31 protein-coding genes are annotated in these 19,568 nt (G+C 59.9%); 2 read left to right on the top strand and 29 right to left on the bottom strand.

What is annotated here, in order from left to right:
- Positions 1–105: 105 nt before the first annotated feature.
- The gene (locus tag AC3WWH_RS07145; RefSeq protein ID WP_058324766.1) at positions 106–1,419 is read right to left on the bottom strand and encodes a replication-associated recombination protein A; all 1,314 of its coding nucleotides are present in this window, start codon (positions 1,417–1,419) and stop codon (positions 106–108) included.
- Positions 1,416–2,813 carry a DegQ family serine endoprotease gene (locus tag AC3WWH_RS07140; RefSeq protein WP_058324767.1) on the bottom strand — a complete coding sequence of 466 codons (1,398 nt, stop codon included), beginning with the start codon at positions 2,811–2,813 and terminating at the stop codon, positions 1,416–1,418. The genes AC3WWH_RS07145 and AC3WWH_RS07140 overlap by 4 nt, the downstream gene beginning before the upstream one ends.
- Before the next feature lie 199 nt (positions 2,814–3,012).
- On the opposite strand from AC3WWH_RS07140, the gene msrP reads away from it, so the two are divergent.
- Together msrP and msrQ are read left to right on the top strand one after the other, a co-directional pair.
- Positions 3,013–3,954 carry a protein-methionine-sulfoxide reductase catalytic subunit MsrP gene (gene msrP, locus AC3WWH_RS07135; protein WP_058324768.1) on the top strand — a complete coding sequence of 314 codons (942 nt, stop codon included), beginning with the start codon at positions 3,013–3,015 and terminating at the stop codon, positions 3,952–3,954.
- A gap of 2 nt (positions 3,955–3,956) precedes the next feature.
- Positions 3,957–4,610, top strand: a complete 654-nt coding sequence (msrQ, locus tag AC3WWH_RS07130) for a protein-methionine-sulfoxide reductase heme-binding subunit MsrQ (protein ID WP_058324769.1) — start codon at positions 3,957–3,959, stop codon at positions 4,608–4,610.
- 141 nt (positions 4,611–4,751) lie between these two features.
- Here the strand turns inward: msrQ and rplQ are convergent, their stop codons facing one another.
- From rplQ to rpsJ, 27 genes are all read right to left on the bottom strand, one after another.
- Positions 4,752–5,177 (bottom strand): 50S ribosomal protein L17, encoded by a 426-nt coding sequence (rplQ, locus tag AC3WWH_RS07125; protein ID WP_057255585.1) that lies wholly within the window; start codon positions 5,175–5,177, stop codon positions 4,752–4,754.
- 44 nt (positions 5,178–5,221) lie between these two features.
- Positions 5,222–6,232: a DNA-directed RNA polymerase subunit alpha gene (locus AC3WWH_RS07120; RefSeq protein ID WP_034795592.1), complete on the bottom strand. Its 1,011-nt coding sequence runs from the start codon at positions 6,230–6,232 to the stop codon at positions 5,222–5,224.
- A gap of 103 nt (positions 6,233–6,335) precedes the next feature.
- Positions 6,336–6,725, bottom strand: a complete 390-nt coding sequence (rpsK, locus tag AC3WWH_RS07115) for a 30S ribosomal protein S11 (RefSeq protein ID WP_003536496.1) — start codon at positions 6,723–6,725, stop codon at positions 6,336–6,338.
- A gap of 226 nt (positions 6,726–6,951) precedes the next feature.
- A complete protein-coding gene (gene rpsM / locus AC3WWH_RS07110) occupies positions 6,952–7,320 on the bottom strand; it encodes a 30S ribosomal protein S13 (protein ID WP_034795586.1) in 369 nt (122 codons plus the stop codon).
- Between the two features lie 232 nt (positions 7,321–7,552).
- The gene (locus tag AC3WWH_RS07105) at positions 7,553–8,131 is read right to left on the bottom strand and encodes an adenylate kinase (protein ID WP_057255584.1); all 579 of its coding nucleotides are present in this window, start codon (positions 8,129–8,131) and stop codon (positions 7,553–7,555) included.
- Positions 8,128–9,468 (bottom strand): preprotein translocase subunit SecY, encoded by a 1,341-nt coding sequence (gene secY, locus AC3WWH_RS07100; RefSeq protein WP_058324770.1) that lies wholly within the window; start codon positions 9,466–9,468, stop codon positions 8,128–8,130. The genes AC3WWH_RS07105 and secY overlap by 4 nt, the downstream gene beginning before the upstream one ends.
- A 235-nt stretch (positions 9,469–9,703) precedes the next feature.
- The gene (gene rplO / locus AC3WWH_RS07095; protein ID WP_057255582.1) at positions 9,704–10,174 is read right to left on the bottom strand and encodes a 50S ribosomal protein L15; all 471 of its coding nucleotides are present in this window, start codon (positions 10,172–10,174) and stop codon (positions 9,704–9,706) included.
- 13 nt (positions 10,175–10,187) lie between these two features.
- The gene (gene rpmD / locus AC3WWH_RS07090; RefSeq protein WP_057255581.1) at positions 10,188–10,391 is read right to left on the bottom strand and encodes a 50S ribosomal protein L30; all 204 of its coding nucleotides are present in this window, start codon (positions 10,389–10,391) and stop codon (positions 10,188–10,190) included.
- Positions 10,392–10,403: 12 nt separating this feature from the next.
- Entirely contained in the window at positions 10,404–10,973 is a 570-nt protein-coding gene (gene rpsE, locus AC3WWH_RS07085; RefSeq protein ID WP_057255580.1) for a 30S ribosomal protein S5, read from the bottom strand.
- 128 nt (positions 10,974–11,101) lie between these two features.
- On the bottom strand, positions 11,102–11,464 hold the full coding sequence (rplR, locus tag AC3WWH_RS07080; RefSeq protein WP_025426679.1) for a 50S ribosomal protein L18: 363 nt from the start codon (positions 11,462–11,464) through the stop codon (positions 11,102–11,104).
- 12 nt (positions 11,465–11,476) lie between these two features.
- Positions 11,477–12,010 carry a 50S ribosomal protein L6 gene (rplF, locus tag AC3WWH_RS07075; protein ID WP_057255579.1) on the bottom strand — a complete coding sequence of 178 codons (534 nt, stop codon included), beginning with the start codon at positions 12,008–12,010 and terminating at the stop codon, positions 11,477–11,479.
- Between the two features lie 40 nt (positions 12,011–12,050).
- Positions 12,051–12,449 (bottom strand): 30S ribosomal protein S8, encoded by a 399-nt coding sequence (gene rpsH / locus AC3WWH_RS07070; RefSeq protein WP_025426677.1) that lies wholly within the window; start codon positions 12,447–12,449, stop codon positions 12,051–12,053.
- 12 nt (positions 12,450–12,461) lie between these two features.
- A complete protein-coding gene (gene rpsN, locus AC3WWH_RS07065) occupies positions 12,462–12,767 on the bottom strand; it encodes a 30S ribosomal protein S14 (protein ID WP_057255578.1) in 306 nt (101 codons plus the stop codon).
- A gap of 34 nt (positions 12,768–12,801) precedes the next feature.
- Positions 12,802–13,359: a 50S ribosomal protein L5 gene (rplE, locus tag AC3WWH_RS07060; protein ID WP_057255577.1), complete on the bottom strand. Its 558-nt coding sequence runs from the start codon at positions 13,357–13,359 to the stop codon at positions 12,802–12,804.
- Entirely contained in the window at positions 13,352–13,663 is a 312-nt protein-coding gene (gene rplX / locus AC3WWH_RS07055; RefSeq protein ID WP_025426674.1) for a 50S ribosomal protein L24, read from the bottom strand. The genes rplE and rplX overlap by 8 nt, the downstream gene beginning before the upstream one ends.
- A 14-nt stretch (positions 13,664–13,677) precedes the next feature.
- Entirely contained in the window at positions 13,678–14,046 is a 369-nt protein-coding gene (gene rplN, locus AC3WWH_RS07050; RefSeq protein ID WP_034795548.1) for a 50S ribosomal protein L14, read from the bottom strand.
- A 178-nt stretch (positions 14,047–14,224) separates the two neighbouring features.
- A complete protein-coding gene (gene rpsQ / locus AC3WWH_RS07045; protein ID WP_057255576.1) occupies positions 14,225–14,461 on the bottom strand; it encodes a 30S ribosomal protein S17 in 237 nt (78 codons plus the stop codon).
- Positions 14,462–14,473: 12 nt separating this feature from the next.
- Positions 14,474–14,674: a 50S ribosomal protein L29 gene (gene rpmC, locus AC3WWH_RS07040; protein WP_057255575.1), complete on the bottom strand. Its 201-nt coding sequence runs from the start codon at positions 14,672–14,674 to the stop codon at positions 14,474–14,476.
- A gap of 11 nt (positions 14,675–14,685) precedes the next feature.
- Positions 14,686–15,099: a 50S ribosomal protein L16 gene (gene rplP, locus AC3WWH_RS07035; RefSeq protein ID WP_011975175.1), complete on the bottom strand. Its 414-nt coding sequence runs from the start codon at positions 15,097–15,099 to the stop codon at positions 14,686–14,688.
- 38 nt (positions 15,100–15,137) lie between these two features.
- A complete protein-coding gene (gene rpsC, locus AC3WWH_RS07030) occupies positions 15,138–15,872 on the bottom strand; it encodes a 30S ribosomal protein S3 (RefSeq protein WP_057255574.1) in 735 nt (244 codons plus the stop codon).
- Positions 15,872–16,261: a 50S ribosomal protein L22 gene (gene rplV / locus AC3WWH_RS07025; RefSeq protein ID WP_057255573.1), complete on the bottom strand. Its 390-nt coding sequence runs from the start codon at positions 16,259–16,261 to the stop codon at positions 15,872–15,874. Before rplV ends, rpsC begins: the two co-directional genes overlap by 1 nt.
- Before the next feature lie 2 nt (positions 16,262–16,263).
- A complete protein-coding gene (gene rpsS, locus AC3WWH_RS07020) occupies positions 16,264–16,542 on the bottom strand; it encodes a 30S ribosomal protein S19 (protein WP_018239488.1) in 279 nt (92 codons plus the stop codon).
- A 15-nt stretch (positions 16,543–16,557) separates the two neighbouring features.
- The gene (rplB, locus tag AC3WWH_RS07015) at positions 16,558–17,394 is read right to left on the bottom strand and encodes a 50S ribosomal protein L2 (protein WP_057255572.1); all 837 of its coding nucleotides are present in this window, start codon (positions 17,392–17,394) and stop codon (positions 16,558–16,560) included.
- A gap of 43 nt (positions 17,395–17,437) precedes the next feature.
- Positions 17,438–17,731 carry a 50S ribosomal protein L23 gene (locus AC3WWH_RS07010; protein ID WP_057255571.1) on the bottom strand — a complete coding sequence of 98 codons (294 nt, stop codon included), beginning with the start codon at positions 17,729–17,731 and terminating at the stop codon, positions 17,438–17,440.
- On the bottom strand, positions 17,728–18,348 hold the full coding sequence (gene rplD / locus AC3WWH_RS07005) for a 50S ribosomal protein L4 (protein WP_058324771.1): 621 nt from the start codon (positions 18,346–18,348) through the stop codon (positions 17,728–17,730). The genes AC3WWH_RS07010 and rplD overlap by 4 nt, the downstream gene beginning before the upstream one ends.
- A 12-nt stretch (positions 18,349–18,360) precedes the next feature.
- Positions 18,361–19,047: a 50S ribosomal protein L3 gene (gene rplC, locus AC3WWH_RS07000; protein WP_057255569.1), complete on the bottom strand. Its 687-nt coding sequence runs from the start codon at positions 19,045–19,047 to the stop codon at positions 18,361–18,363.
- A 138-nt stretch (positions 19,048–19,185) separates the two neighbouring features.
- Positions 19,186–19,494: a 30S ribosomal protein S10 gene (gene rpsJ, locus AC3WWH_RS06995; RefSeq protein WP_003507767.1), complete on the bottom strand. Its 309-nt coding sequence runs from the start codon at positions 19,492–19,494 to the stop codon at positions 19,186–19,188.
- Positions 19,495–19,568 lie beyond the last annotated feature (74 nt).

The raw sequence follows: 19,568 nt of genomic DNA, 5'->3' as shown, positions 1-19,568 counted from the left end.
TGGTAAGGCTAAGCCACGTCCCGCATTCCTTGAAGCCTTGAAAACGACGGGGTTTTCGTCCGGGCCAAGCACAAGGAAAGGCCGTCTTACAGTTTCCTGGACATTCTAGGGAGCATTGCGCTCCCGGCGAAGCTTCGCCCACCATTCCAGGCGCTTGCGGATTTCTCGCTCGAAACCACGCTCCGGCGGATCATAGTAAGTCTGGCGCCCCATCTTTTCCGGAAAATAGTCCTGCCCGGAAAAGGCATCCGGCTCGTCGTGATCGTAGCGATAACCGTCGCCGTAGCCTTCGCCCTTCATCAGCTTGGTCGGGGCGTTGAGAATGTGCTTCGGCGGCAGCAGCGAGCCGTTCTCCTTGGCAGCGCGCATCGCCGCCTTGTAGGCGGTGTAGACCCCGTTCGACTTCGGCGCGGTCGCCAGATAGACACAGGCTTCGGCAAGCGCCAATTCCCCCTCCGGCGAGCCCAGATAATCATAGGCGTCCTTGGCGGCATTGCAGATCACCAGGGCCTGAGGGTCGGCAAGGCCGATATCTTCAACCGCCATGCGTACAAGCCGTCGCCCGAGATAAAGAGGATCCTCGCCCGCATCGAACATGCGGCAGAGATAATAGAGCGCGGCATCCGGATCGGAACCGCGTACCGACTTGTGCAGCGCCGAGATCAGATTGTAGTGGCCGTCCTGGCCCTTGTCGTAGACCGGCGCCCGGCGCTGGACGATGTTCTGAAGCGCTGCAGCATCGAAGATCTCGTCGCGCCGCGCGGCGCGCCAGACTTCTTCCGCCAGCGTCAGCGCCGCACGGCCATCGCCATCGGCCATGCGGATCAGGCTCGCGCGTGCATCCGCATCAAGCGGCAACGCCTTGCCTTCTGCCTGCTCGGCACGGGACAGAAGCTCCTGAATGCTGTCCTCACCGTGTGGCTTGAACGTCAGCACGCGAGCGCGAGACAACAGAGCGGCGTTGAGCTCGAAGGACGGATTTTCGGTCGTGGCGCCGACGAGGATGACGGTGCCATCCTCCATCACGGGCAGGAAACTATCCTGCTGGGCACGATTGAAACGGTGGATCTCGTCGACGAACAGCAGGGTCTGCCGGCCGGACATGCGCCGTGCACGCGCCGATTCGAACACCTTCTTGAGATCGGCAACACCGGAGAAGATGGCGGAGATCTGCTCGAAGGCGAGTCCCGCCTCCCCCGAAAGCAGACGCGCGACGGTCGTCTTGCCGGTGCCTGGCGGTCCCCAGAAGATCATCGATCCGAGAGAACCCGACGCGATCATACGCGACAGCACCCCATCATCCCCGGTCAGGTGCTCCTGGCCCGTGACTTCGGCGAGCGTACGCGGGCGAAGCCGGTCGGCAAGCGGTCTTGCGGACGCCATCTCAGGAGGCTCGTGTGCTGTAAACAGATCGCTCATCGGAAGAACTGACGGATAAGTTGGCCGTCCCGCTCGATTTCGACGCGCCAGAAGGAGGCGTCGTCGGCCATCACATGCTCCAGCGTCTTGGACGTGTCGATCGCCGTGCCGTTGACAGAGCGCACGATGTCCTTCGGCTCAAGGCCGATGCGTGCTGCCGGCGAACCGCGGTTGACCTGCATGACGACGACGCCCTGGAGCGAAGTCGACACGCGCAGTTCCTCGGCTAGACGTGGCGACAGATTGGCGACGACCGCGCCGGCGAAGGGATTGCGACCTTCGATCAGCCGTTCGTCACGCGGCGAGGTCTCCGGCGCCCGATCGAGCTTGAGCATCACCTCACGCGGCTTACCGTTTTCCGACACGGTAACGCGCGCCTCGTGGCCGATGCCGACCGTCGTCAAGCGGTAGCCGAGCGCATCAGGATGTTCGACTTCAATGCCGTTGACGGCGGTGATCACTTGCCCCGGCTTGATGCCTGCCAGTTCGGCCGGGCCACCCGCCACGACAGCCGTCACCAGCGCACCGCGGGCGCGGTTGAGGCCAAGGGCTTCGGCCACTTCCGAGGTCACCGGTTCGAAGCTTGCGCCGATGAAGGGACGGACGAAGGCGCCATTGCCGCCGTCAGCGGACGCGACGAAGACCTTTACCAGATTGGCGGGGATAGCAAAGCCGACGCCGTTCGAGCCGCCACCCTTGGAGAAGATCGCGGTGTTGATGCCGATCAATTGACCGTTCATGTCGATGAGGCCGCCGCCGGAATTGCCCGGATTGATCGCCGCATCCGTCTGGATAAAGAAGCCGAAATCCCCTGAAGAAACCTGGTTGCGCGCGAGAGCCGAGACGATGCCGCTCGTGACCGTCTGGCCGACGCCGAACGGGTTGCCGATCGCCAGCACGAGGTCGCCGACTTCGACCGCATCCGAGTCGCCGAGCGGGACGATCTCGAACGGGCCTTCCGACTGGATCTTCAGCACCGCCAGGTCGAGTCGGTCATCCTTGAGCACGATCTTGCAGGGAAACTCGCGCCCGTCCGCCAGCGCCACCTTGATGTCGTCGGCGCCCTCGATGACGTGATTGTTGGTCACGACGATGCCGTTCTTGCCGACGATCACGCCGGAGCCGAGCGACGATTGCTTTTCCGAGCGGTTCGGCATGCGTTGGCCAAAGAACTCCTCAAAGAAGGGATCGCCGGAAAAGATCGAGCGGCGCTCGACCACGCGTTCGGCGTAGACGTTGACGACCGCATTTGCCGTCTGCTTGACGAGCGGCGCGAAGGAAAGCTGCATTTCGGTGCGCGACTGCGGAACCGTCTTGGCCTCCTCAGCCCATGCCGGACAGGCAAGAGACACAGCAATGACGAGCGCAACAAGCGCTCTTTGACCAACGATCATGTGAAGCATTCTCCTATTCGTCACGGCTACGTTCAGATAGGATTTCGCGCGAAAAAAGGCAAATGTTGGCGCAGGATACGCAAAGTTGCCGGCTTCACGCGCTACGCACGAAAACGTGGTTCCGCACCCCTTTCACGGTGATCGAAAGTCTGCTGAGTTCGTACAAGACAAGGCTCATAAACCACTCTCGGATAAGACCATGCCATCCTACCGTCCACCACGAATCGTTTCCTCCGAAATCACGCCGGAGAACATCTTCATCAATCGCCGCGCATTCCTGGGCGCCGCGGTCGGCGGCGTCCTTCTTGCCGGAAGCGGCACAGGTATGGCGGCGGCGCTTAGCGCACCAAAAGGCAAATACGTCGTCGACGAGGACCTGACCCCCGAAGCTGACGTCACGGGCTACAACAACTTCTATGAATTCGGGACCGGCAAGGGCGATCCGGCCGCCAATTCGAGCGGCTTCAAGCCGACCCCCTGGACAGTGAAGGTCGATGGCCTCGTCGGCAAACCGAAGGAGTTCGGGCTGGAGGAACTGCTGAAGTTCCCCATCGAGGAACGCGTCTATCGCATGCGCTGCGTCGAGGCGTGGTCGATGGTGATCCCCTGGACCGGCTTCCAACTTTCGACCCTGCTCGACAAGGTGGAGCCGCTGGGCAGCGCCAAATATGTCTCGTTCGAAACGGTCGTTCGCCCGGCGGAGATGTCGGGCCAATCCGGCTTCTTTCAGCCGTTGCCCTGGCCCTATCGCGAAGGACTGAGGCTCGATGAAGCCCGTCACCCGCTCACTCTGCTGTCCGTCGGCGTCTACGGCAAAACGCTTCCCAACCAGAATGGCGCACCGATTCGGCTCGTCACCCCCTGGAAGTACGGCTTCAAGGGGATCAAGTCGATCGTGCGGATCTCGCTCACCGAGGCGCAGCCGCCCTCCACCTGGAACCTCTCGGCCCCCAACGAGTACGGCTTCTATGCCAACGTCAACCCGGCCGTCGATCACCCGCGCTGGAGCCAGGCGACGGAGAACCGCATCGGGGGCGGAGGCTTCTTCGGCTCCAACCGTCGCGACACCCTGCCCTTCAACGGCTATGCCGACGAGGTTGCCAGCCTCTATGCCAGCATGGATCTGAGAGCGAACTACTGACGATGGCCGGCCTGCCCACACTCCCGAAACGCTTTCATTCGGCCTCGGTCTGGGCGCTCTATGGCTTTGGCCTGGTGCCGGCGGCGTTTGCCTTCTATCTCGGCGCTACCGGGCAACTGCCCGGCAATCCGGTCAAGGGATTCGAGCATCTGCTCGGGATCTGGGCGCTGCGCTTTCTCGTGGCCACGTTGGCAATCACCCCGATTCGCGATCTCTTCGGCATCAACTGGCTACGCTACCGCCGGGCGCTCGGGCTGCTGGCATTCTACTACGTGCTGATGCACTTCCTGGCCTACATGCTGCTCGATCAGGTGCTGAACGTCCCGGCGATCCTCGCCGACATCGCGCGCCGTCCGTTCATCACCATCGGCATGGCGGCCCTCGTCATGCTGATCCCGCTGGCGTTGACGTCCAACACCTGGTCGATCCGCAGGCTTGGCACCCGCTGGAACACGTTGCACAGGCTCGCCTACGTGATTGCTGCCGCCGGCGCCCTGCATTTTGCCATGTCGGTGAAGGTCGTTGGCCCCGAGCAGATGCTCTATCTCGGCTTGGTCGCCGCGTTGCTTCTCTGGCGGTTGGCGCGCAAACCCTATCTCCGTCGCAAACGTCAGACGGCGAGCGCGCCGGCCAGGGCGATCCCAGGAAAAGTGTAATTTTCCCATTCGCTCGGAGCAGCCGGATACTCGGTCGCTCAAGCGCTCGACCAAGCATTGAAATGGTGCAAACCACCGCCCATAGAAAAATGGCCGGGTGATGAACACCCGGCCATTTCGATTTCACTGCCTTCGATCGGCTTAGGCTGCTTCAGCAGCTTCAGCTTCAGCGGCAACGCGGGCGAGATCCTTCGCACCCTTTGCCGAGACGTCGCGGTCAACGAATTCGATGACGGCGAGCGCGGCGTTGTCGCCGTGACGGAAGCCGGCCTTCATGATGCGCAGGTAGCCGCCGTTGCGGGTGGCGTAGCGCGATGCGATCGTGTCGAACAGCTTCGAAACGACAGCGGCGTCGCGGATCTGCGAGATCGCCTGGCGGCGAGCGTGCAGGTCACCGCGCTTGCCGAGCGTGACGAGCTTCTCGACGATCGGGCGGATTTCCTTGGCCTTCGGCAGGGTCGTAACGATCTGCTCGTGTTCGATCAGCGAAGCTGCCATGTTGGCAAACATCGCCTTGCGGTGGCTGGCGGTTCTATTCAGCTTGCGGCCGGCTTTACCGTGGCGCATGGCTATTCTCCTTCACTTGCAGGCATCCGCCCGCAGTCTAATGGTTAGTATTGGTCTTCGTAACGCTTGGCGAGATCTTCGATGTTCTCAGGCGGCCAGGACGGCACTTCCATGCCGAGGTGCAGACCCATGGAAGCGAGAACTTCCTTGATTTCGTTCAGCGACTTGCGACCAAAATTCGGCGTGCGGAGCATTTCTGCTTCGGTCTTCTGAATGAGGTCGCCGATGTAGACGATGTTGTCGTTCTTCAGGCAGTTGGCCGAACGGACCGAAAGTTCCAGTTCGTCGACCTTCTTGAGAAGCGCCGGGTTGAAGGCGAGTTCGGTGACTGCCTCTTCCTCTGCTTCCTTCTGCGGCTCGTCGAAGTTGACGAAAACCGACAGCTGGTCCTGAAGGATGCGGGCCGCAAATGCGATCGCATCTTCACCGGTGACGGAACCGTCCGTCTCGATGGACATCGTCAGCTTGTCGTAGTCAAGAACCTGGCCTTCACGGGTGTTTTCCACCTTGTAGGACACCTTCTTGACCGGCGAGTACAGGCTGTCGACCGGGATCAGGCCGATCGGAGCATCTTCCGAACGGTTGCGATCAGCCGGCACGTAGCCCTTGCCGTTGTTGACGGTGAACTCCATGCGGATCTCGGCGCCCTCGTCGAGGGTGCAGATCACATGGTTCGGGTTGAGGATTTCGATATCGCCAACCGTCTGGATGTCACCGGCGGTTACAACGCCCGGACCCTGCTTGCGCACAACCATGCGCTTTGCGTCGTCGCCATCCATCTTGATGGCGATTTCCTTGATGTTGAGCACGATGTCCGTCACATCTTCCCGGACGCCCGGGATAGAGGAGAACTCGTGCAGGACGCCGTCGATCTGCACTGCGGTGACAGCAGCACCACGCAGCGACGACAGAAGCACGCGGCGAAGCGCGTTGCCGAGGGTCAGACCGAAGCCGCGCTCAAGCGGTTCCGCAACCAGCGTTGCCTTGGTGCGGCCGGAGGAGACGAACTCCACCTTGTTCGGCTTGATCAGTTCCTGCCAATTCTTCTGGATCATGTTTTCTGCCTTCCGTTCGTTGCCACCATCCAATCGTGACAACCGAGCCCCGAAGACCGGGAGAGAGCGGATGCCCCCTCACCGGCATGTTGAACGCAAATGATCAGACGCGGCGCTTCTTGCGCGGGCGGCAACCGTTGTGCGGGATCGGGGTCACATCGCGGATCGAGGTGATCATGAAGCCCGCAGCCTGCAGCGCGCGAAGAGCGGATTCACGGCCGGAACCCGGGCCGCAAACTTCGACTTCCAGCGACTTCATGCCGTGTTCCTGAGCCTTCTTGGCGCAGTCTTCAGCGGCGATCTGAGCGGCAAACGGGGTCGACTTACGCGAACCCTTGAAACCCTTGGCACCGGCAGACGACCAGGCAATCGCGTTGCCCTGTGCGTCGGTGATGGTGATCATGGTGTTGTTGAACGACGAATTGACGTGAGCAACGCCAGACGTGATGTTCTTGCGTTCGCGACGGCGAACGCGGGTGGCTTCCTTGGCCATAGGATCCCTTTCTTAGATCTCTGCACCGCCGTAATTCCAGCGGCTCCACCGGGAAAAGGATTTGTCGTCCCCTGCCCTGCATCTTCATTCTCCCGCCGAGAGGATATCCACTCCGCGGACTTCACACCCGGTCATTGGACCGGACGGCGGTCAGGCAAGCGCCTTTCCAAACTGCAAAAGGAGGCCGGCGCTTGACGCCAGCCTCCCAATCTCCCTTTTCGGGAAATTACTTCTTCTTACCGGCAATCGCCTTCGCCGGACCCTTGCGGGTGCGAGCGTTGGTGTGGGTGCGCTGACCGCGAACCGGCAGGCCACGACGGTGACGCAGGCCGCGGTAGCAGCCGAGGTCCATCAGGCGCTTGATGTTCATCGAGGTCTCGCGACGCAGGTCACCTTCGACCTGGTAGTCACGGTCGATCGTTTCGCGGATCTGCAGGACTTCAGCGTCCGTCAGCTGATGCACGCGACGATCAGCCGGGATACCGACCTTCTCGATGATTTCCTGTGCGAATTTCGGGCCGATCCCGTGAATGTAGGTCAGCGCGATAACTACGCGCTTCGCCGTCGGGATGTTGACGCCAGCGATACGTGCCACGTCTATTCTCCTTGCGTTCCAGTTGCCATCCGGCAATAGGTGCTTCGTTACGCGACCTCGAAGAGCCGCACGTTGATTGAGGTTCGAGACACGTCAAAAACGACCGTACTCGGACTTCATTTTCTTTGAAGACCGCGCCGATCGCTCTCATGTCGCGAGTTGGCGCTGTCTTTGGCGGAATCGGCCGGAAAAGTCAACTCCCCGGCGGTTCCTTTTCGGCAAAGACCAGTGTCTAAGCCAGAATCTTCTCGATCTCGGCAGTAACGGTGTTCACATCCGCCATGCCATCCACCGTTCTCAGCTGCCCCGTACCGGCATAATGCTCCGACAACGGTGCGGTCTTTTCACGATACTCGGTCAGCCGGCGCTTGAACGCCTCCGGATTGTCGTCCGAACGGACCGTGCCTCCCGCAGCGATGGTTTCCGCTACGCGATTCTCCATCCGCTTTACAAGGGCTGCCTCGTCGACCTTCAGCTCGATGACTGCGTCGAGCTTCAGACCTTTGCCCTCGAGCATCTTGCCGAGCGCAATCGCCTGCGGAACGGTACGCGGGTAACCATCAAGGATGAAACCCTTTGCACAATCCGGCTGGTCGATGCGATCCGACACGATTTCGTTGACGATCTCATCGGATACCAGCTGACCGGCATCCATGACGGCCTTGGCACGCTTGCCGACCTCAGTCGCCTGGGCAACGGCCGCCCGCAGCATATCGCCTGTGGAAAGCTGCGGAATGCCGTATCTCTCCGTCAGAAGCTTGGCTTGCGTCCCCTTGCCAGCGCCCGGCGGTCCCAAAAAAATCAGTCTCATCGTCCCCTCTTTCCTCCGCGCAGCTTCGACTTCTTGATCAGCCCCTCATATTGCTGTGCGATGAGGTGGCCCTGGATCTGTGCTACCGTATCAAGGGTCACGCTGACAACAATCAAAAGCGACGTACCACCAAGGTAGAACGGCACGCCGGTCTGCGAAATCAGAACTTCCGGCAGAATGCAGACGAAGATCAGGTAGACCGCACCGATGACGGTGATGCGCGTCAGGACGTAATCGATGTATTCCGCGGTGCGCTCACCCGGACGAATGCCCGGAATGAAGCCGCCGTGCTTCTTGAGATTGTCGGCCGTGTCCTTCGGATTGAAGACGATTGCCGTGTAGAAGAAGGCGAAGAAGGCAATCATCGCACCGTAGAGGACCATGTAGAGCGGCTTGCCGTGAGCAAGTGCGCCAACGATGGTGGTGGCCCAGCCCGGCAGCGCCGCCGTGTTGGCAAAGCCCGCGAGCGTTGCCGGCAAGAGCAGCAGTGAGGATGCGAAGATTGCCGGGATGACGCCCGAAGTGTTGAGCTTCAACGGTAGGTGCGAGGTGTCGCCCTGGAACATGCGGTTGCCGACCTGGCGCTTCGGATACTGGATCAGAAGTCGGCGCTGCGCCCGTTCGACAAAGACGATAAGGGCGATGACGGCAACGACCATGATGATGATCGCAAGGATCAGCGGCGTCGAAAGCGCGCCGGTGCGGCCGAGTTCGAGCGTACCGGCGAGAGCCGTCGGCAGGTGCGCGACAATACCAGCGAAGATGATCAGCGAAATACCGTTGCCGATACCGCGCGAGGTGATCTGCTCACCGAGCCACATCAGGAACATGGTGCCGCCGAGCAGGGAAATGACAGTCGAAATGCGGAAGAACCAGCCCGGATCGTTCACAAGGCCATTGCCGCTCTCGAGGCCGACGGCGATGGCGTAAGCCTGCGCCGTGCCGAGAAGCACCGTGCCGTAGCGGGTGTACTGGTTGATGATCTTGCGTCCCTGCTCACCTTCCTTCTTCAGCTGTTCCAGAGCCGGAACGACCGAGGTCATCAGCTGAACAATGATCGAGGCAGAGATATAGGGCATGATGCCGAGCGCGAAGATCGCCATGCGCTCAACTGCACCGCCCGAAAACATGTTGAAGAGGCCGAGAATGCCGCCGCTCTGGCCGCGGAATGCCTGGGCAAACGCTTCCGGGTTAAGACCGGGCAGCGGAATATAGGTGCCAAGACGGTAAACCAGAAGCGCACCAAGCGTGAACCAAAGCCGTTTCTTCAGATCTTCCGCCTTGGCGAAAGTCGAGAAATTCAGGTTCGAGGCGAGCTGTTCCGCTGCAGAAGCCATGCAATTCTCCGCGTACCAAATCTCGGAATCAGCGGGAACACCCGGTCCGTTCCGGAAGGAGTAACTTTTCGTATTGAAAACCGGACGCGAGGCGATTGTGTCTGCAATCGGATGCCTCACCGTGGTTTCCGCTATGTCCGCTTGCGGCAAGCGATTCGCCGGCTGCGGACGTGAGGCTCACATATGGGAGCAAAACCGCCCGGAGTGAAGCACCCCGGGCGGTTCATCAATAATATTATTCAGCAGCGGCTGCGAGCAGCTTGACCGAACCGCCGGCCTTTTCGATCTTTTCGATCGCCGACTTGGAAGCGCCAGCGACTTCGATCGAAACCTTCGCCTTCAGTTCGCCGTCAGCGAGAACGCGGACGCCGTCCTTTTCGCGACGGATGACGCCGGCAGCCTTGAGGGCAGCCGCATCGACGGTCTTCGAAGCGTCGAGCTTCTTGGCGTCGATTGCCGTCTGGATACGGCCGAGCGACACGACAACAAACTCCGAAGCGAAGATGTTGTTGAAGCCGCGCTTCGGCAGACGACGGTAGATCGGCATCTGGCCGCCTTCGAAGCCGTTGATAGCAACGCCCGAACGAGCCTTCTGACCCTTGACACCGCGGCCGGCCGTCTTGCCGGAACCCGAACCGATACCACGGCCGAGACGCTTACGGCTGTGGGTAGAGCCTTCGTTGTCCTTGATTTCATTCAGTTTCATGAGCTTATCCCCCTCACTTCTCGTCGACGACGCGAACGAGGTGCTGGACAGTCCGGATCATGCCGCGAACAGACGGAGTGTCTTCGAGCGTGCGAACCCGGTGCATCTTGTTGAGGCCCAGACCGATGAGCGTCTGACGCTGTACGGCCGGACGGCGAATGGGGCTACCGATCTGCTCGACGGTAACCGTCTTCTTGGCAACTTCTTTCTTAGCCATCTGTCAGCTCCCTTATTCTTCGGAAGCAGCGCCGGAGGAAACACGACGAGCCTGGAGCGTGGCGTACTTGATGCCGCGCTGAGCTGCGATGTCCTTCGGGTGCATCTGGTTCTTGAGGGCGTCGAAGGTTGCGCGAACCATGTTGTAGGGGTTCGACGAACCGGTCGACTTGGCGACGACGTCATGAACGCCGAGCGTTTCGAAGACGGCGCGCATCGGGCCACCGGCGATGATACCGGTACCGGCCTTGGCCGAACGCAGCAGCACCTTGCCGGCGCCGTGACGGCCATGAACGTCGTGATGCAGGGTACGACCACCACGCAGCGGGACGAAAATCAGGTCGCGCTTGGCAGCTTCGGTCGCCTTGCGGATGGCTTCCGGCACTTCGCGTGCCTTGCCATGGCCGAAGCCGACGCGGCCCTTCTGGTCGCCAACGACGACGAGAGCGGCGAAACCGAAACGACGACCGCCCTTCACCACCTTGGCGACGCGGTTGATTGCTACGAGCTTATCGACAAATTCGCTGTCGCGCTCTTCGCGGTTCTGGCGATCTTCGCGAGAACCCTTTCTTTCTTGTGCCATTGTCCTTTTCCTTTTTCTTTTCCGGGTGCAATCGGCAGATTGACAAAAGTCGCCTCCGTCTTTCCGACTGGAAGCGACCGGAAACCACTGATCGTCCAGGGCGGACTCGAGGCCCGCCCTGTAATCGATCAGAAGTTCAGACCACCTTCACGTGCAGCTTCGGCCAAAGCCTTGATGCGGCCGTGATAGATGAAGGCGCCACGATCAAAGACAACGTCCTTGACGCCAGCCTTTACGGCGCGCTCAGCGATGAGCTTGCCGACGGCAGCAGCAGCTGCCGCGTCAGCGCCCGTCTTCAAAGACGAACGCAGATCGGTATCGAGCGTGGAGGCAGACGCAAGCGTCTTGCCGGCAACGTCATCGATAACCTGTACGTAGATGTTCTTCGACGAGCGATGAACCGACAGGCGCGGACGGCCATTGGCGACCGCCTTGATTTGACGGCGCACGCGGTTGGCGCGACGCACAAGAGTATCTTTCCTGCTAGCCATTTCGCGTGATCCTTACTTCTTCTTGCCTTCTTTGCGGACAATCCGCTCTTCGGCATACTTGACGCCCTTGCCCTTGTAGGGCTCGGGGCCACGGTATTCGCGGATTTCCGCGGCAACCTGGCCGACCTGCTGCTTGTTGATGCCGGACACGATGATTTCGGTCGGCTTCGGAACAGCAATCGTGATGCCTTCCGGCGTCTGGTAGACGACGTCGTGGCTGAAACCGAGCGCCAGTTGCAGGTTCTTGCCCTGCAGCGACGCACGATAACCAACGCCGTTGATTTCGAGCTTGCGCTCGTAACCGTCCTTGACGCCCTTCAAGATGTTCTCGATCATCGTGCGGGACATGCCCCACTTCGAACGAGCATCCTTGCTCTGGCTGAGCGGCTGTACGACAACCGCATTATCTTCGAGCTTTACCGAAACTTCGTCGTTTGCAACAAAGAACAGTTCGCCCTTCGGGCCCTTCGCCGTTACCTTCTGGCCATCAACGCTTGCCGTGACGCCTGCCGGAACCTGAACGGGCTTCTTACCGATACGAGACATTTTTATACCTGTCTGTTCGCTATGGAGAACTTGCTACGCCTTAGAAGACGGAGCAAAGAATCTCGCCACCAACATTCTGTTCGCGTGCCTGGTGATCGGCCATCACACCCTTCGGGGTCGAAAGGATGGTGATGCCGAGGCCGTTCGCGACCTGCGGAATGGACTTAACCGAGACATAAACTCGGCGGCCCGGCTTGGAAACGCGTCCGATCTCACGGATTACGGAAGCGCCTTCGTAGTACTTCAGTTCGATGTTCAGCTCGGCCTTGCCGTTGCCAAACACGACTTCAGAGTATCCACGGATGTAGCCTTCAGCCTGAAGGACATCCAGAACGCGTGCGCGGAGCTTCGAAGCCGGCGTGGAAACGCTCGACTTGCGGCGAGCCGCGCCGTTACGGATACGGGTGAGCATATCGCCCAGCGGATCAGTCATTGCCATGTGCCCGTCTCCTTACCAGCTCGACTTGACGATGCCCGGCACCTTGCCGAGATTGCCCAGTTCGCGAAGCGCAATACGCGACATACGAAGTTTACGATAGTAGGCGCGCGGACGGCCGGTGACTTCGCAGCGGTTGCGAATGCGGGTCTTGGATCCATCGCGCGGCAGACCTGCCAGCTTGATGGTTGCCTTGAACCGCTCTTCGATCGGCAGAGACTGGTTCATGATGATTGCCTTCAGCGCGGCACGCTTTGAAGCTTGCCCGGCAACCAGTTTGCGGCGGCGCTTGTTCTTTTCAACTGCGCTCGTTTTCGCCATAACAGTTATCCTTCTTTACGCTTGTCGTTACGGATTACTGACGGAACGGGAAGTTGAACTCTGTGAGCAGAGCGCGTGCTTCGTCGTCGTTAGTAGCCGTCGTGCAAACGATGATGTCCATGCCCCACATCTGATCAACCTTGTCGTAGTTGATCTCAGGGAACACAATGTGCTCCTTGACGCCCATGGCGAAGTTGCCACGGCCATCGAAGGACTTCGGATTGAGGCCACGGAAGTCGCGAACGCGCGGAAGAGCGATGTTCACGAGACGATCCAGGAACTCATACATCCGAACGCCGCGCAGGGTAACCTTGGCACCAATCGGCATGCCTTCGCGAAGCTTGAAGCCTGCGATGGAGTTGCGAGCGCGGGTGATTACCGGCTTCTGACCAGCAATCGCAGCGAGGTCGGCAGCAGCAACGGTCGGCTTCTTCGAGTCGCCCGTCGATTCGCCAACACCCATGTTGATGACGATCTTGTCGAGGCGCGGGATCTGCATTTCGTTGGCGTAGGAGAACTTCTCCTGCATCGCCTTGCGGATGCGCTCTACGTATTCCTTCTTGAGCCGCGGCTCGTAAGCGGACTTAGCCATCGATCACTACTCCCGAACGCTTGGCCACGCGGACCTTCTTGTCACCGTCGATCTTGAAACCGACGCGAGTCGGCTTGCCGTCCTTCGGATCGGCAATCGCGATGTTCGAAAGATGGATCGAGGCTTCCTTGTTGATGATGCCGGCTTCCTGGCTCTGGGTCTGGCGCTGGTGACGCTTCACCATGTTGACGCCACGCACAACAGCCCGGTCTTCCTTCGGCATAACCTGGACGACTTCGCCGGTACGGCCCTTGTCCTTACCGGTGAGAACGACAACCTTGTCGCCTTTGCGAATCTTTTGCATCTCTCTACGCTCCTTTAGAGTACTTCTGGAGCCAGCGAGATGATCTTCATGTGGTTCTTGGCGCGAAGTTCGCGCGGAACCGGTCCGAAGATACGGGTGCCGATCGGCTCTTTCTTGTTATCGATAAGAACGGCTGCGTTGGTGTCAAAGCGGATGACAGAGCCATCCGGACGGCGGATGTCCTTCGCAGTGCGAACGACAACAGCCTTCATGACATCACCCTTCTTTACGCGGCCGCGCGGAATGGCTTCCTTGATCGAAACGACAATGATGTCGCCGACCGACGCATACTTGCGCTTGGAGCCGCCCAGCACCTTGATGCACATGACACGACGTGCGCCGGAATTATCCGCCACGTCGAGGTTTGTTTGCATCTGAATCATGTCAGGTCGCCTTCTTGTTGTTACCCGGCCGGTTGGGTCGAAACCCCCTCGCCTGGCTTATAGTGCTCATCTCAAAGCAAAAGAACGCCCGGACTCGAGCGTTCCCCTGCTTCAATTGCGTGCTTCATACAGGTATTTGCCCAAGACGCAAGGGTCTTCAGGTCAAAACCTGCAGAAATCAAGCGTGGACGGCTACAACCGTCCAGCGCTTATCCTTCGAGATCGGCGCACATTCCTCAATGGAAACGACGTCACCAACCTTGAACTGGTTGTTTTCGTCGTGCGCCTTGTACTTCTTCGAGCGACGGACAGTCTTCTGGAGGATCGGGTGCGCAAAACGGCGCTCGACCCGGACGACGACGGTCTTGTCGTTCTTGTCGCTGACAACAGTGCCCTGCAGAATGCGTTTCGGCATATTTTCTGGTCCTTAGGCCTTGGCTTCTGCCGCCTTCTGGCGGGCAATGGTTTTGACGCGTGCGATGTCCTTGCGGACTTCGTTGATACGCGAAGACTTCTCGAGCTGGCCGGTTGCCTTCTGGAAGCGCAGGTTGAACTGCTCCTTCTTCAGCTTGGCAAGCTCTTCGTTGAGTTGATCGGCGCTCAGAGCGCGAACTTCTACGGCTTTCATGAGTTCACTCCTTACTCTGCGATACGCTGCACGAAGCGCGTCTTGACAGAGAGCTTGGCAGCGCCAAGACGAAGTGCCTCACGGGCAAGTTCTTCGCTGACACCATCGATCTCAAACATCATACGGCCGGGCTTGACCTTGCATGCCCAGTATTCGACCGAACCCTTACCCTTACCCATGCGGACTTCCGTCGGCTTGGCGGTTACGGGAACGTCGGGGAACACACGGATCCACACGCGGCCGGCGCGCTTCATGTGACGCGTGATCGCGCGGCGGGCCGCTTCGATCTCGCGCGCATTGACGCGGTTCGGCTCTTGAGCCTTCAGGCCGAATTCGCCGAAGGCAAGATCAGAACCGCCCTTGGCTACGCCCTTGATGCGGCCCTTGAACTGCTTGCGATACTTCGTACGCTTTGGCTGCAACATTTTTTTACTTCTCCGATATTGGCTGCCAAACGCGAATGTTACGCGTTTTCACGACGGCGGTCACGATCGCCACGGTCGCGATCACGGCTGCCAGGGCCCTGGTTGTCACTTTCGATCGCACGGCGCTCGGAAGCCATCGGATCGTGCTCAAGGATTTCGCCCTTGAAGATCCAGACCTTGATGCCGCAGATACCGAAAGCGGTTTCCGCTTCGGCCGTGCCGTAGTCGATGTCCGCACGCAGCGTGTGCAGCGGAACGCGACCTTCGCGGTACCATTCGGTACGAGCGATTTCGGCGCCACCGAGACGACCGGCGCAGGTGATCTTGATGCCTTCGGCGCCAAGACGCATGGCCGACTGAACAGCGCGCTTCATCGCACGGCGGAAAGCCACGCGGCGCTCGAGCTGCTGGGCGATCGACTGGGCAACGAGCGTTGCGTCAACTTCCGGCTTGCGCACTTCAACGATGTTGAGGTGCGTTTCGGAGTTGGTCATCTCGGAAAGCTTCTTGCGGAGCTTTTCGATGTCGGCGCCCTTCTTGCCGATGATGAGACCCGGGCGAGCCGAGTGGATCGTGACGCGGCACTTCTTGTGCGGACGCTCGATGACCACCTTGGCGATGCCGGCAGCCTTCAGCTCTTCCATCAGGTAAGCGCGGATCTTCAGGTCTTCATGAAGCAGCTGGCCGTATTCGGCGTTGTCTGCAAACCAACGGCTATCCCAGGTCCGGTTGATACCGAGACGGAAACCGATCGGATTAATCTTCTGACCCATTATGCGGCCTCCCCTTTGGCTTCCACTTCGCGAACGACGATCGTCAAGTGCGAGAACGGCTTTTCGACGCGCGATGCACGGCCGCGACCACGGGCGTGGAAGCGCTTCATGACGATCGACTTGCCAACGTAAGCTTCTGCAACGACGAGCGAATCGACGTCGAGATCGTGGTTGTTCTCTGCGTTTGCGATGGCAGATTCAAGGGTCTTCTTGACCGTTTCCGCAATGCGCTTACGGGAGAACTCCAGTTCGGCCAGAGCGCGGTCGACCTTCTTGCCGCGGATCATCGCGGCAACCAGGTTGAGCTTCTGGGGGCTGACGCGGATCGTGCGCGCAATTGCCTGCGCCTCATTATCCTTCAGCCGGCGTTCGGCTTTTGCCTTGCCCATTGTTACTTCCTCTTTGCCTTCTTGTCCGCGCCATGACCGTAGTAGGTCCGGGTCGGAGAGAATTCGCCAAACTTGTGACCGACCATGTCTTCATTGACGCTGACCGGAACGTGCTTGCTGCCGTTGTAGACGCCGAAGGTGAGGCCGACAAACTGCGGAAGGATCGTGGAGCGGCGGCTCCAAATCTTGATCACTTCGTTACGACCGCCTTCGCGGACCTTCTCAGCCTTCTTGAGAAGATAACCGTCAACGAACGGACCTTTCCATACTGAACGAGTCATTCGAGACTTCCTCTCTTACTTCTTCTTCTGGTGCCGCGAGCGCATGATGAACTTGTCGGTCGACTTGTTCGAGCGCGTACGCTTGCCCTTCGTGGGCTTGCCCCACGGGGTAACCGGGTGACGACCACCCGAGGTACGGCCTTCACCACCGCCGTGCGGGTGGTCAACCGGGTTCATGACGACGCCGCGAACGTGCGGACGCTTGCCGCGCCAACGCGAACGACCAGCCTTACCGTCATTGATGTTGCCGTGATCGGGGTTCGATACGGCGCCGATCGATGCGAGGCAGGAACCGTGCACGAGACGCTGTTCGCCCGAGTTCAGACGAAGGATCGCCATGCCCTGGTCGCGACCGACGAGCTGCGCGTAGGTACCGGCCGAGCGGGCCATCTGGCCGCCCTTGCCCGGCTTCATTTCCACGTTGTGGATGATGGAGCCGACCGGGATGTACTGCAGCGGCATCGTGTTGCCGGGCTTGACGTCAACGGCCTTCTCCGAAGCGATGACCTTGTCGCCGGCAGCGAGGCGCTGCGGAGCGAGGATGTAGGCCTTTTCGCCATCGGCATAGTTGACGAGCGCGATGAACGCGGTGCGGTTCGGGTCGTATTCCAGACGCTCGACCGTGCCTTCAACGTCGAACTTGCGACGCTTGAAGTCGACCAGGCGGTAGGTACGCTTGTGACCGCCGCCCTGGAAGCGAACGGTGATGCGACCGAGGTTGTTGCGACCGCCCTTGGAGGACAGGCCCTCGGTCAGCGCCTTGACCGGCTTGCCCTTGTAGAGGCCAGCCCGGTCAACGATGACCAGCTGGCGCTGGCTCGGGGTCGTCGGATTGAAACTTTTCAATGCCATTTTCTTGTTCCCTTTTGGGTTTTTACCCTAATGGGCCTATCCGTTAGAGACCGGTGGAGACGTCGATGGACTGACCGTCGGCGAGCGTAATGATCGCCTTCTTCACGTCCTTCTGCTTTCCGGCAAAGCCGCGGAAACGCTTCGTCTTGCCTTTGCGGACGAGCGTGTTCACGGCCGTAACCTTGACGCCGAACAGAGCTTCGACAGCAGCCTTGATTTCAGGCTTCGAAGCGTCCTTGGCGACGTTGAAGACGACCTGGTTCTGCTCGGAAACCAGCGTCGACTTTTCAGTGATCGAGGGAGACACGATCACGTCGTAGTGGCGAAGATCCGTCATTTGAACCGCTCCTCCAGAGCTTCCACGGCAGCCTTGGAAAGCACGAGCTTGCCACGGCGCAGAATGTCGTAAACGTTGATGCCCTGAACCGGCAGAACGTCCACGTTCGGGATGTTCTGGGCTGCGAGCTTGAAATTGTTCTCGATCTCGGCGCCGCCGATGATGAGAGCGTTGGTGAGGCCGAGCGATGCGAATACGCCGGCGAGAGCCTTGGTCTTGGCTTCCTTGGCAACGAGATCGTCGATGACGATGATCTCTGCAGCCTTCAGCTTGGCCGACAGTGCATGACGCAGGCCGAGGGCGCGAACCTTCTTCGGCAGATCATGCTCGTGGCTGCGGACGACCGGGCCATGGGCCTTGCCACCGCCGCGGAACTGCGGAGCGCGAGCGGAGTGGTGGCGGGCGCGGCCCGTACCCTTCTGCTTGTACATCTTGGCGCCGGTGCGCGAAACTTCTGCGCGGCCCTTGGCCTTGTGCGTGCCCTGCTGCTTCTTGGCGAGCTGCCAGCGAACGACGCGGGCAATGATGTCTTCACGGGGTTCGAGGCCGAAAATGGCGTCAGAAAGGGAAACCTTTCCCGCGTCCTTGCCCTCGAGGGTTTTGACGTTGAGATCCATTACTCGGCTCCCTTACTTCGATGCTTCGGCGCGCACAGCGGCCGGGCGCGGAGCGCCTTCCGGGGTGCCCGACTTGATGGCGTCACGAACGACGATCCAGGCACCCTTGGAGCCGGGGACTGCGCCCTTGACCAGGATCAGACCGCGGTCTTCATCGGTCGATACGACTTCGAGGTTCTGGGTGGTGACGCGGGTTTGACCCATGTGACCAGCCATGCGCTTGCCCTTCCAAACGCGGCCCGGATCCTGGTTGGAACCGGTAGAACCATGCGAACGGTGCGATACGGAAACGCCGTGCGTTGCACGCAGACCACCGAAGTTGTGGCGCTTGATCGCACCAGCAAAGCCCTTGCCGATCGTGGTACCGGTGACGTCAACGAGCTGGCCGGCAACGAAATGGTTGGCCGTCAGTTCTGCACCGATGTCGATCAGGTTGTCCGCGGAAACGCGGAACTCGACGAGCTTCGCCTTCGGCTCGACGTTGGCAGCAGCAAAATGGCCGCGCATTGCCTTCGGCGTGTTCTTGACCTTCGAACGGCCGGCGCCCAGCTGGACAGCCACGTAGCCGTTCTTCTCTTCCGTACGCTGGGCTACCACCTGGCAGTTCTCCAGCTTCAATACTGTAACCGGGATATGCTCACCGGCGTCGTTATAGACGCGGGTCATTCCCACTTTCTGTGCAATCACACCTGAACGCATCGGTTCATTCCTCTTGAGAGTTAGTGATGGGGCGAGCCCCCTCACATCTCTGGTTTAAGGTTTCCTTGAGATCATCCGATCTTGAGGTCGCCCGTTTTCGGAAGCCGTTGGACCGGGGTCCACGTACCTTCCTTGTTATTAAAGCTTGATTTCCACGTCGACGCCGGCAGCCAGGTCGAGCTTCATCAGCGCGTCAACGGTCTGCGGGGTCGGGTCTACGATATCGAGAAGGCGCTTATGGGTGCGCATTTCGAACTGTTCACGGCTCTTCTTGTCGACGTGCGGCGAGCGGTTGACCGTAAACTTTTCAATGCGCGTCGGCAGCGGTACGGGACCGCGCACGCTTGCACCGGTACGCTTTGCCGTCGACACGATTTCGCGCGTCGAGGCGTCGAGGATCCGGTGATCAAACGCCTTGAGGCGGATGCGGATGTTCTGGCCGTTCATACGACTTATCCTTGTTCATGTTGTCTGCGGTTTCCGTGGAAAAACACGCATTGAACTTCGTTTAATGTTCGGCC

The organism is Ensifer sp. EB106-03-01-XG145, assembly GCF_058792075.1.
Note: the sequence above shows the minus strand (reverse complement) of the source record. Positions and strands in the feature narration are given on the sequence as shown.

Excerpts from the sequence above, each read along its gene's own strand:
- AC3WWH_RS07145 (WP_058324766.1), bottom strand. The coding sequence starts at position 1,419 with ATGAGCGATCTGTTTACAGCACACGAGCCTCCTGAGATGGCGTCCGCA.
- AC3WWH_RS07140 (WP_058324767.1), bottom strand. The coding sequence starts at position 2,813 with ATGATCGTTGGTCAAAGAGCGCTTGTTGCGCTCGTCATTGCTGTGTCT.
- msrP (WP_058324768.1), top strand. The coding sequence starts at position 3,013 with ATGCCATCCTACCGTCCACCACGAATCGTTTCCTCCGAAATCACGCCG.
- msrQ (WP_058324769.1), top strand. The coding sequence starts at position 3,957 with ATGGCCGGCCTGCCCACACTCCCGAAACGCTTTCATTCGGCCTCGGTC.
- rplQ (WP_057255585.1), bottom strand. The coding sequence starts at position 5,177 with ATGCGCCACGGTAAAGCCGGCCGCAAGCTGAATAGAACCGCCAGCCAC.
- AC3WWH_RS07120 (WP_034795592.1), bottom strand. The coding sequence starts at position 6,232 with ATGATCCAGAAGAATTGGCAGGAACTGATCAAGCCGAACAAGGTGGAG.
- rpsK (WP_003536496.1), bottom strand. The coding sequence starts at position 6,725 with ATGGCCAAGGAAGCCACCCGCGTTCGCCGTCGCGAACGCAAGAACATC.
- AC3WWH_RS07105 (WP_057255584.1), bottom strand. The coding sequence starts at position 8,131 with ATGAGACTGATTTTTTTGGGACCGCCGGGCGCTGGCAAGGGGACGCAA.
- secY (WP_058324770.1), bottom strand. The coding sequence starts at position 9,468 with ATGGCTTCTGCAGCGGAACAGCTCGCCTCGAACCTGAATTTCTCGACT.
- rplO (WP_057255582.1), bottom strand. The coding sequence starts at position 10,174 with ATGAAACTGAATGAAATCAAGGACAACGAAGGCTCTACCCACAGCCGT.
- rpmD (WP_057255581.1), bottom strand. The coding sequence starts at position 10,391 with ATGGCTAAGAAAGAAGTTGCCAAGAAGACGGTTACCGTCGAGCAGATC.
- rpsE (WP_057255580.1), bottom strand. The coding sequence starts at position 10,973 with ATGGCACAAGAAAGAAAGGGTTCTCGCGAAGATCGCCAGAACCGCGAA.
- rplR (WP_025426679.1), bottom strand. The coding sequence starts at position 11,464 with ATGGCTAGCAGGAAAGATACTCTTGTGCGTCGCGCCAACCGCGTGCGC.
- rplF (WP_057255579.1), bottom strand. The coding sequence starts at position 12,010 with ATGTCTCGTATCGGTAAGAAGCCCGTTCAGGTTCCGGCAGGCGTCACG.
- rpsH (WP_025426677.1), bottom strand. The coding sequence starts at position 12,449 with ATGGCAATGACTGATCCGCTGGGCGATATGCTCACCCGTATCCGTAAC.
- rpsN (WP_057255578.1), bottom strand. The coding sequence starts at position 12,767 with ATGGCGAAAACGAGCGCAGTTGAAAAGAACAAGCGCCGCCGCAAACTG.
- rplE (WP_057255577.1), bottom strand. The coding sequence starts at position 13,359 with ATGGCTAAGTCCGCTTACGAGCCGCGGCTCAAGAAGGAATACGTAGAG.
- rplX (WP_025426674.1), bottom strand. The coding sequence starts at position 13,663 with ATGCAAAAGATTCGCAAAGGCGACAAGGTTGTCGTTCTCACCGGTAAG.
- rplN (WP_034795548.1), bottom strand. The coding sequence starts at position 14,046 with ATGATTCAGATGCAAACAAACCTCGACGTGGCGGATAATTCCGGCGCA.
- rpsQ (WP_057255576.1), bottom strand. The coding sequence starts at position 14,461 with ATGCCGAAACGCATTCTGCAGGGCACTGTTGTCAGCGACAAGAACGAC.
- rpmC (WP_057255575.1), bottom strand. The coding sequence starts at position 14,674 with ATGAAAGCCGTAGAAGTTCGCGCTCTGAGCGCCGATCAACTCAACGAA.
- rplP (WP_011975175.1), bottom strand. The coding sequence starts at position 15,099 with ATGTTGCAGCCAAAGCGTACGAAGTATCGCAAGCAGTTCAAGGGCCGC.
- rpsC (WP_057255574.1), bottom strand. The coding sequence starts at position 15,872 with ATGGGTCAGAAGATTAATCCGATCGGTTTCCGTCTCGGTATCAACCGG.
- rplV (WP_057255573.1), bottom strand. The coding sequence starts at position 16,261 with ATGGGCAAGGCAAAAGCCGAACGCCGGCTGAAGGATAATGAGGCGCAG.
- rpsS (WP_018239488.1), bottom strand. The coding sequence starts at position 16,542 with ATGACTCGTTCAGTATGGAAAGGTCCGTTCGTTGACGGTTATCTTCTC.
- rplB (WP_057255572.1), bottom strand. The coding sequence starts at position 17,394 with ATGGCATTGAAAAGTTTCAATCCGACGACCCCGAGCCAGCGCCAGCTG.
- AC3WWH_RS07010 (WP_057255571.1), bottom strand. The coding sequence starts at position 17,731 with ATGACGGATCTTCGCCACTACGACGTGATCGTGTCTCCCTCGATCACT.
- rplD (WP_058324771.1), bottom strand. The coding sequence starts at position 18,348 with ATGGATCTCAACGTCAAAACCCTCGAGGGCAAGGACGCGGGAAAGGTT.
- rplC (WP_057255569.1), bottom strand. The coding sequence starts at position 19,047 with ATGCGTTCAGGTGTGATTGCACAGAAAGTGGGAATGACCCGCGTCTAT.
- rpsJ (WP_003507767.1), bottom strand. The coding sequence starts at position 19,494 with ATGAACGGCCAGAACATCCGCATCCGCCTCAAGGCGTTTGATCACCGG.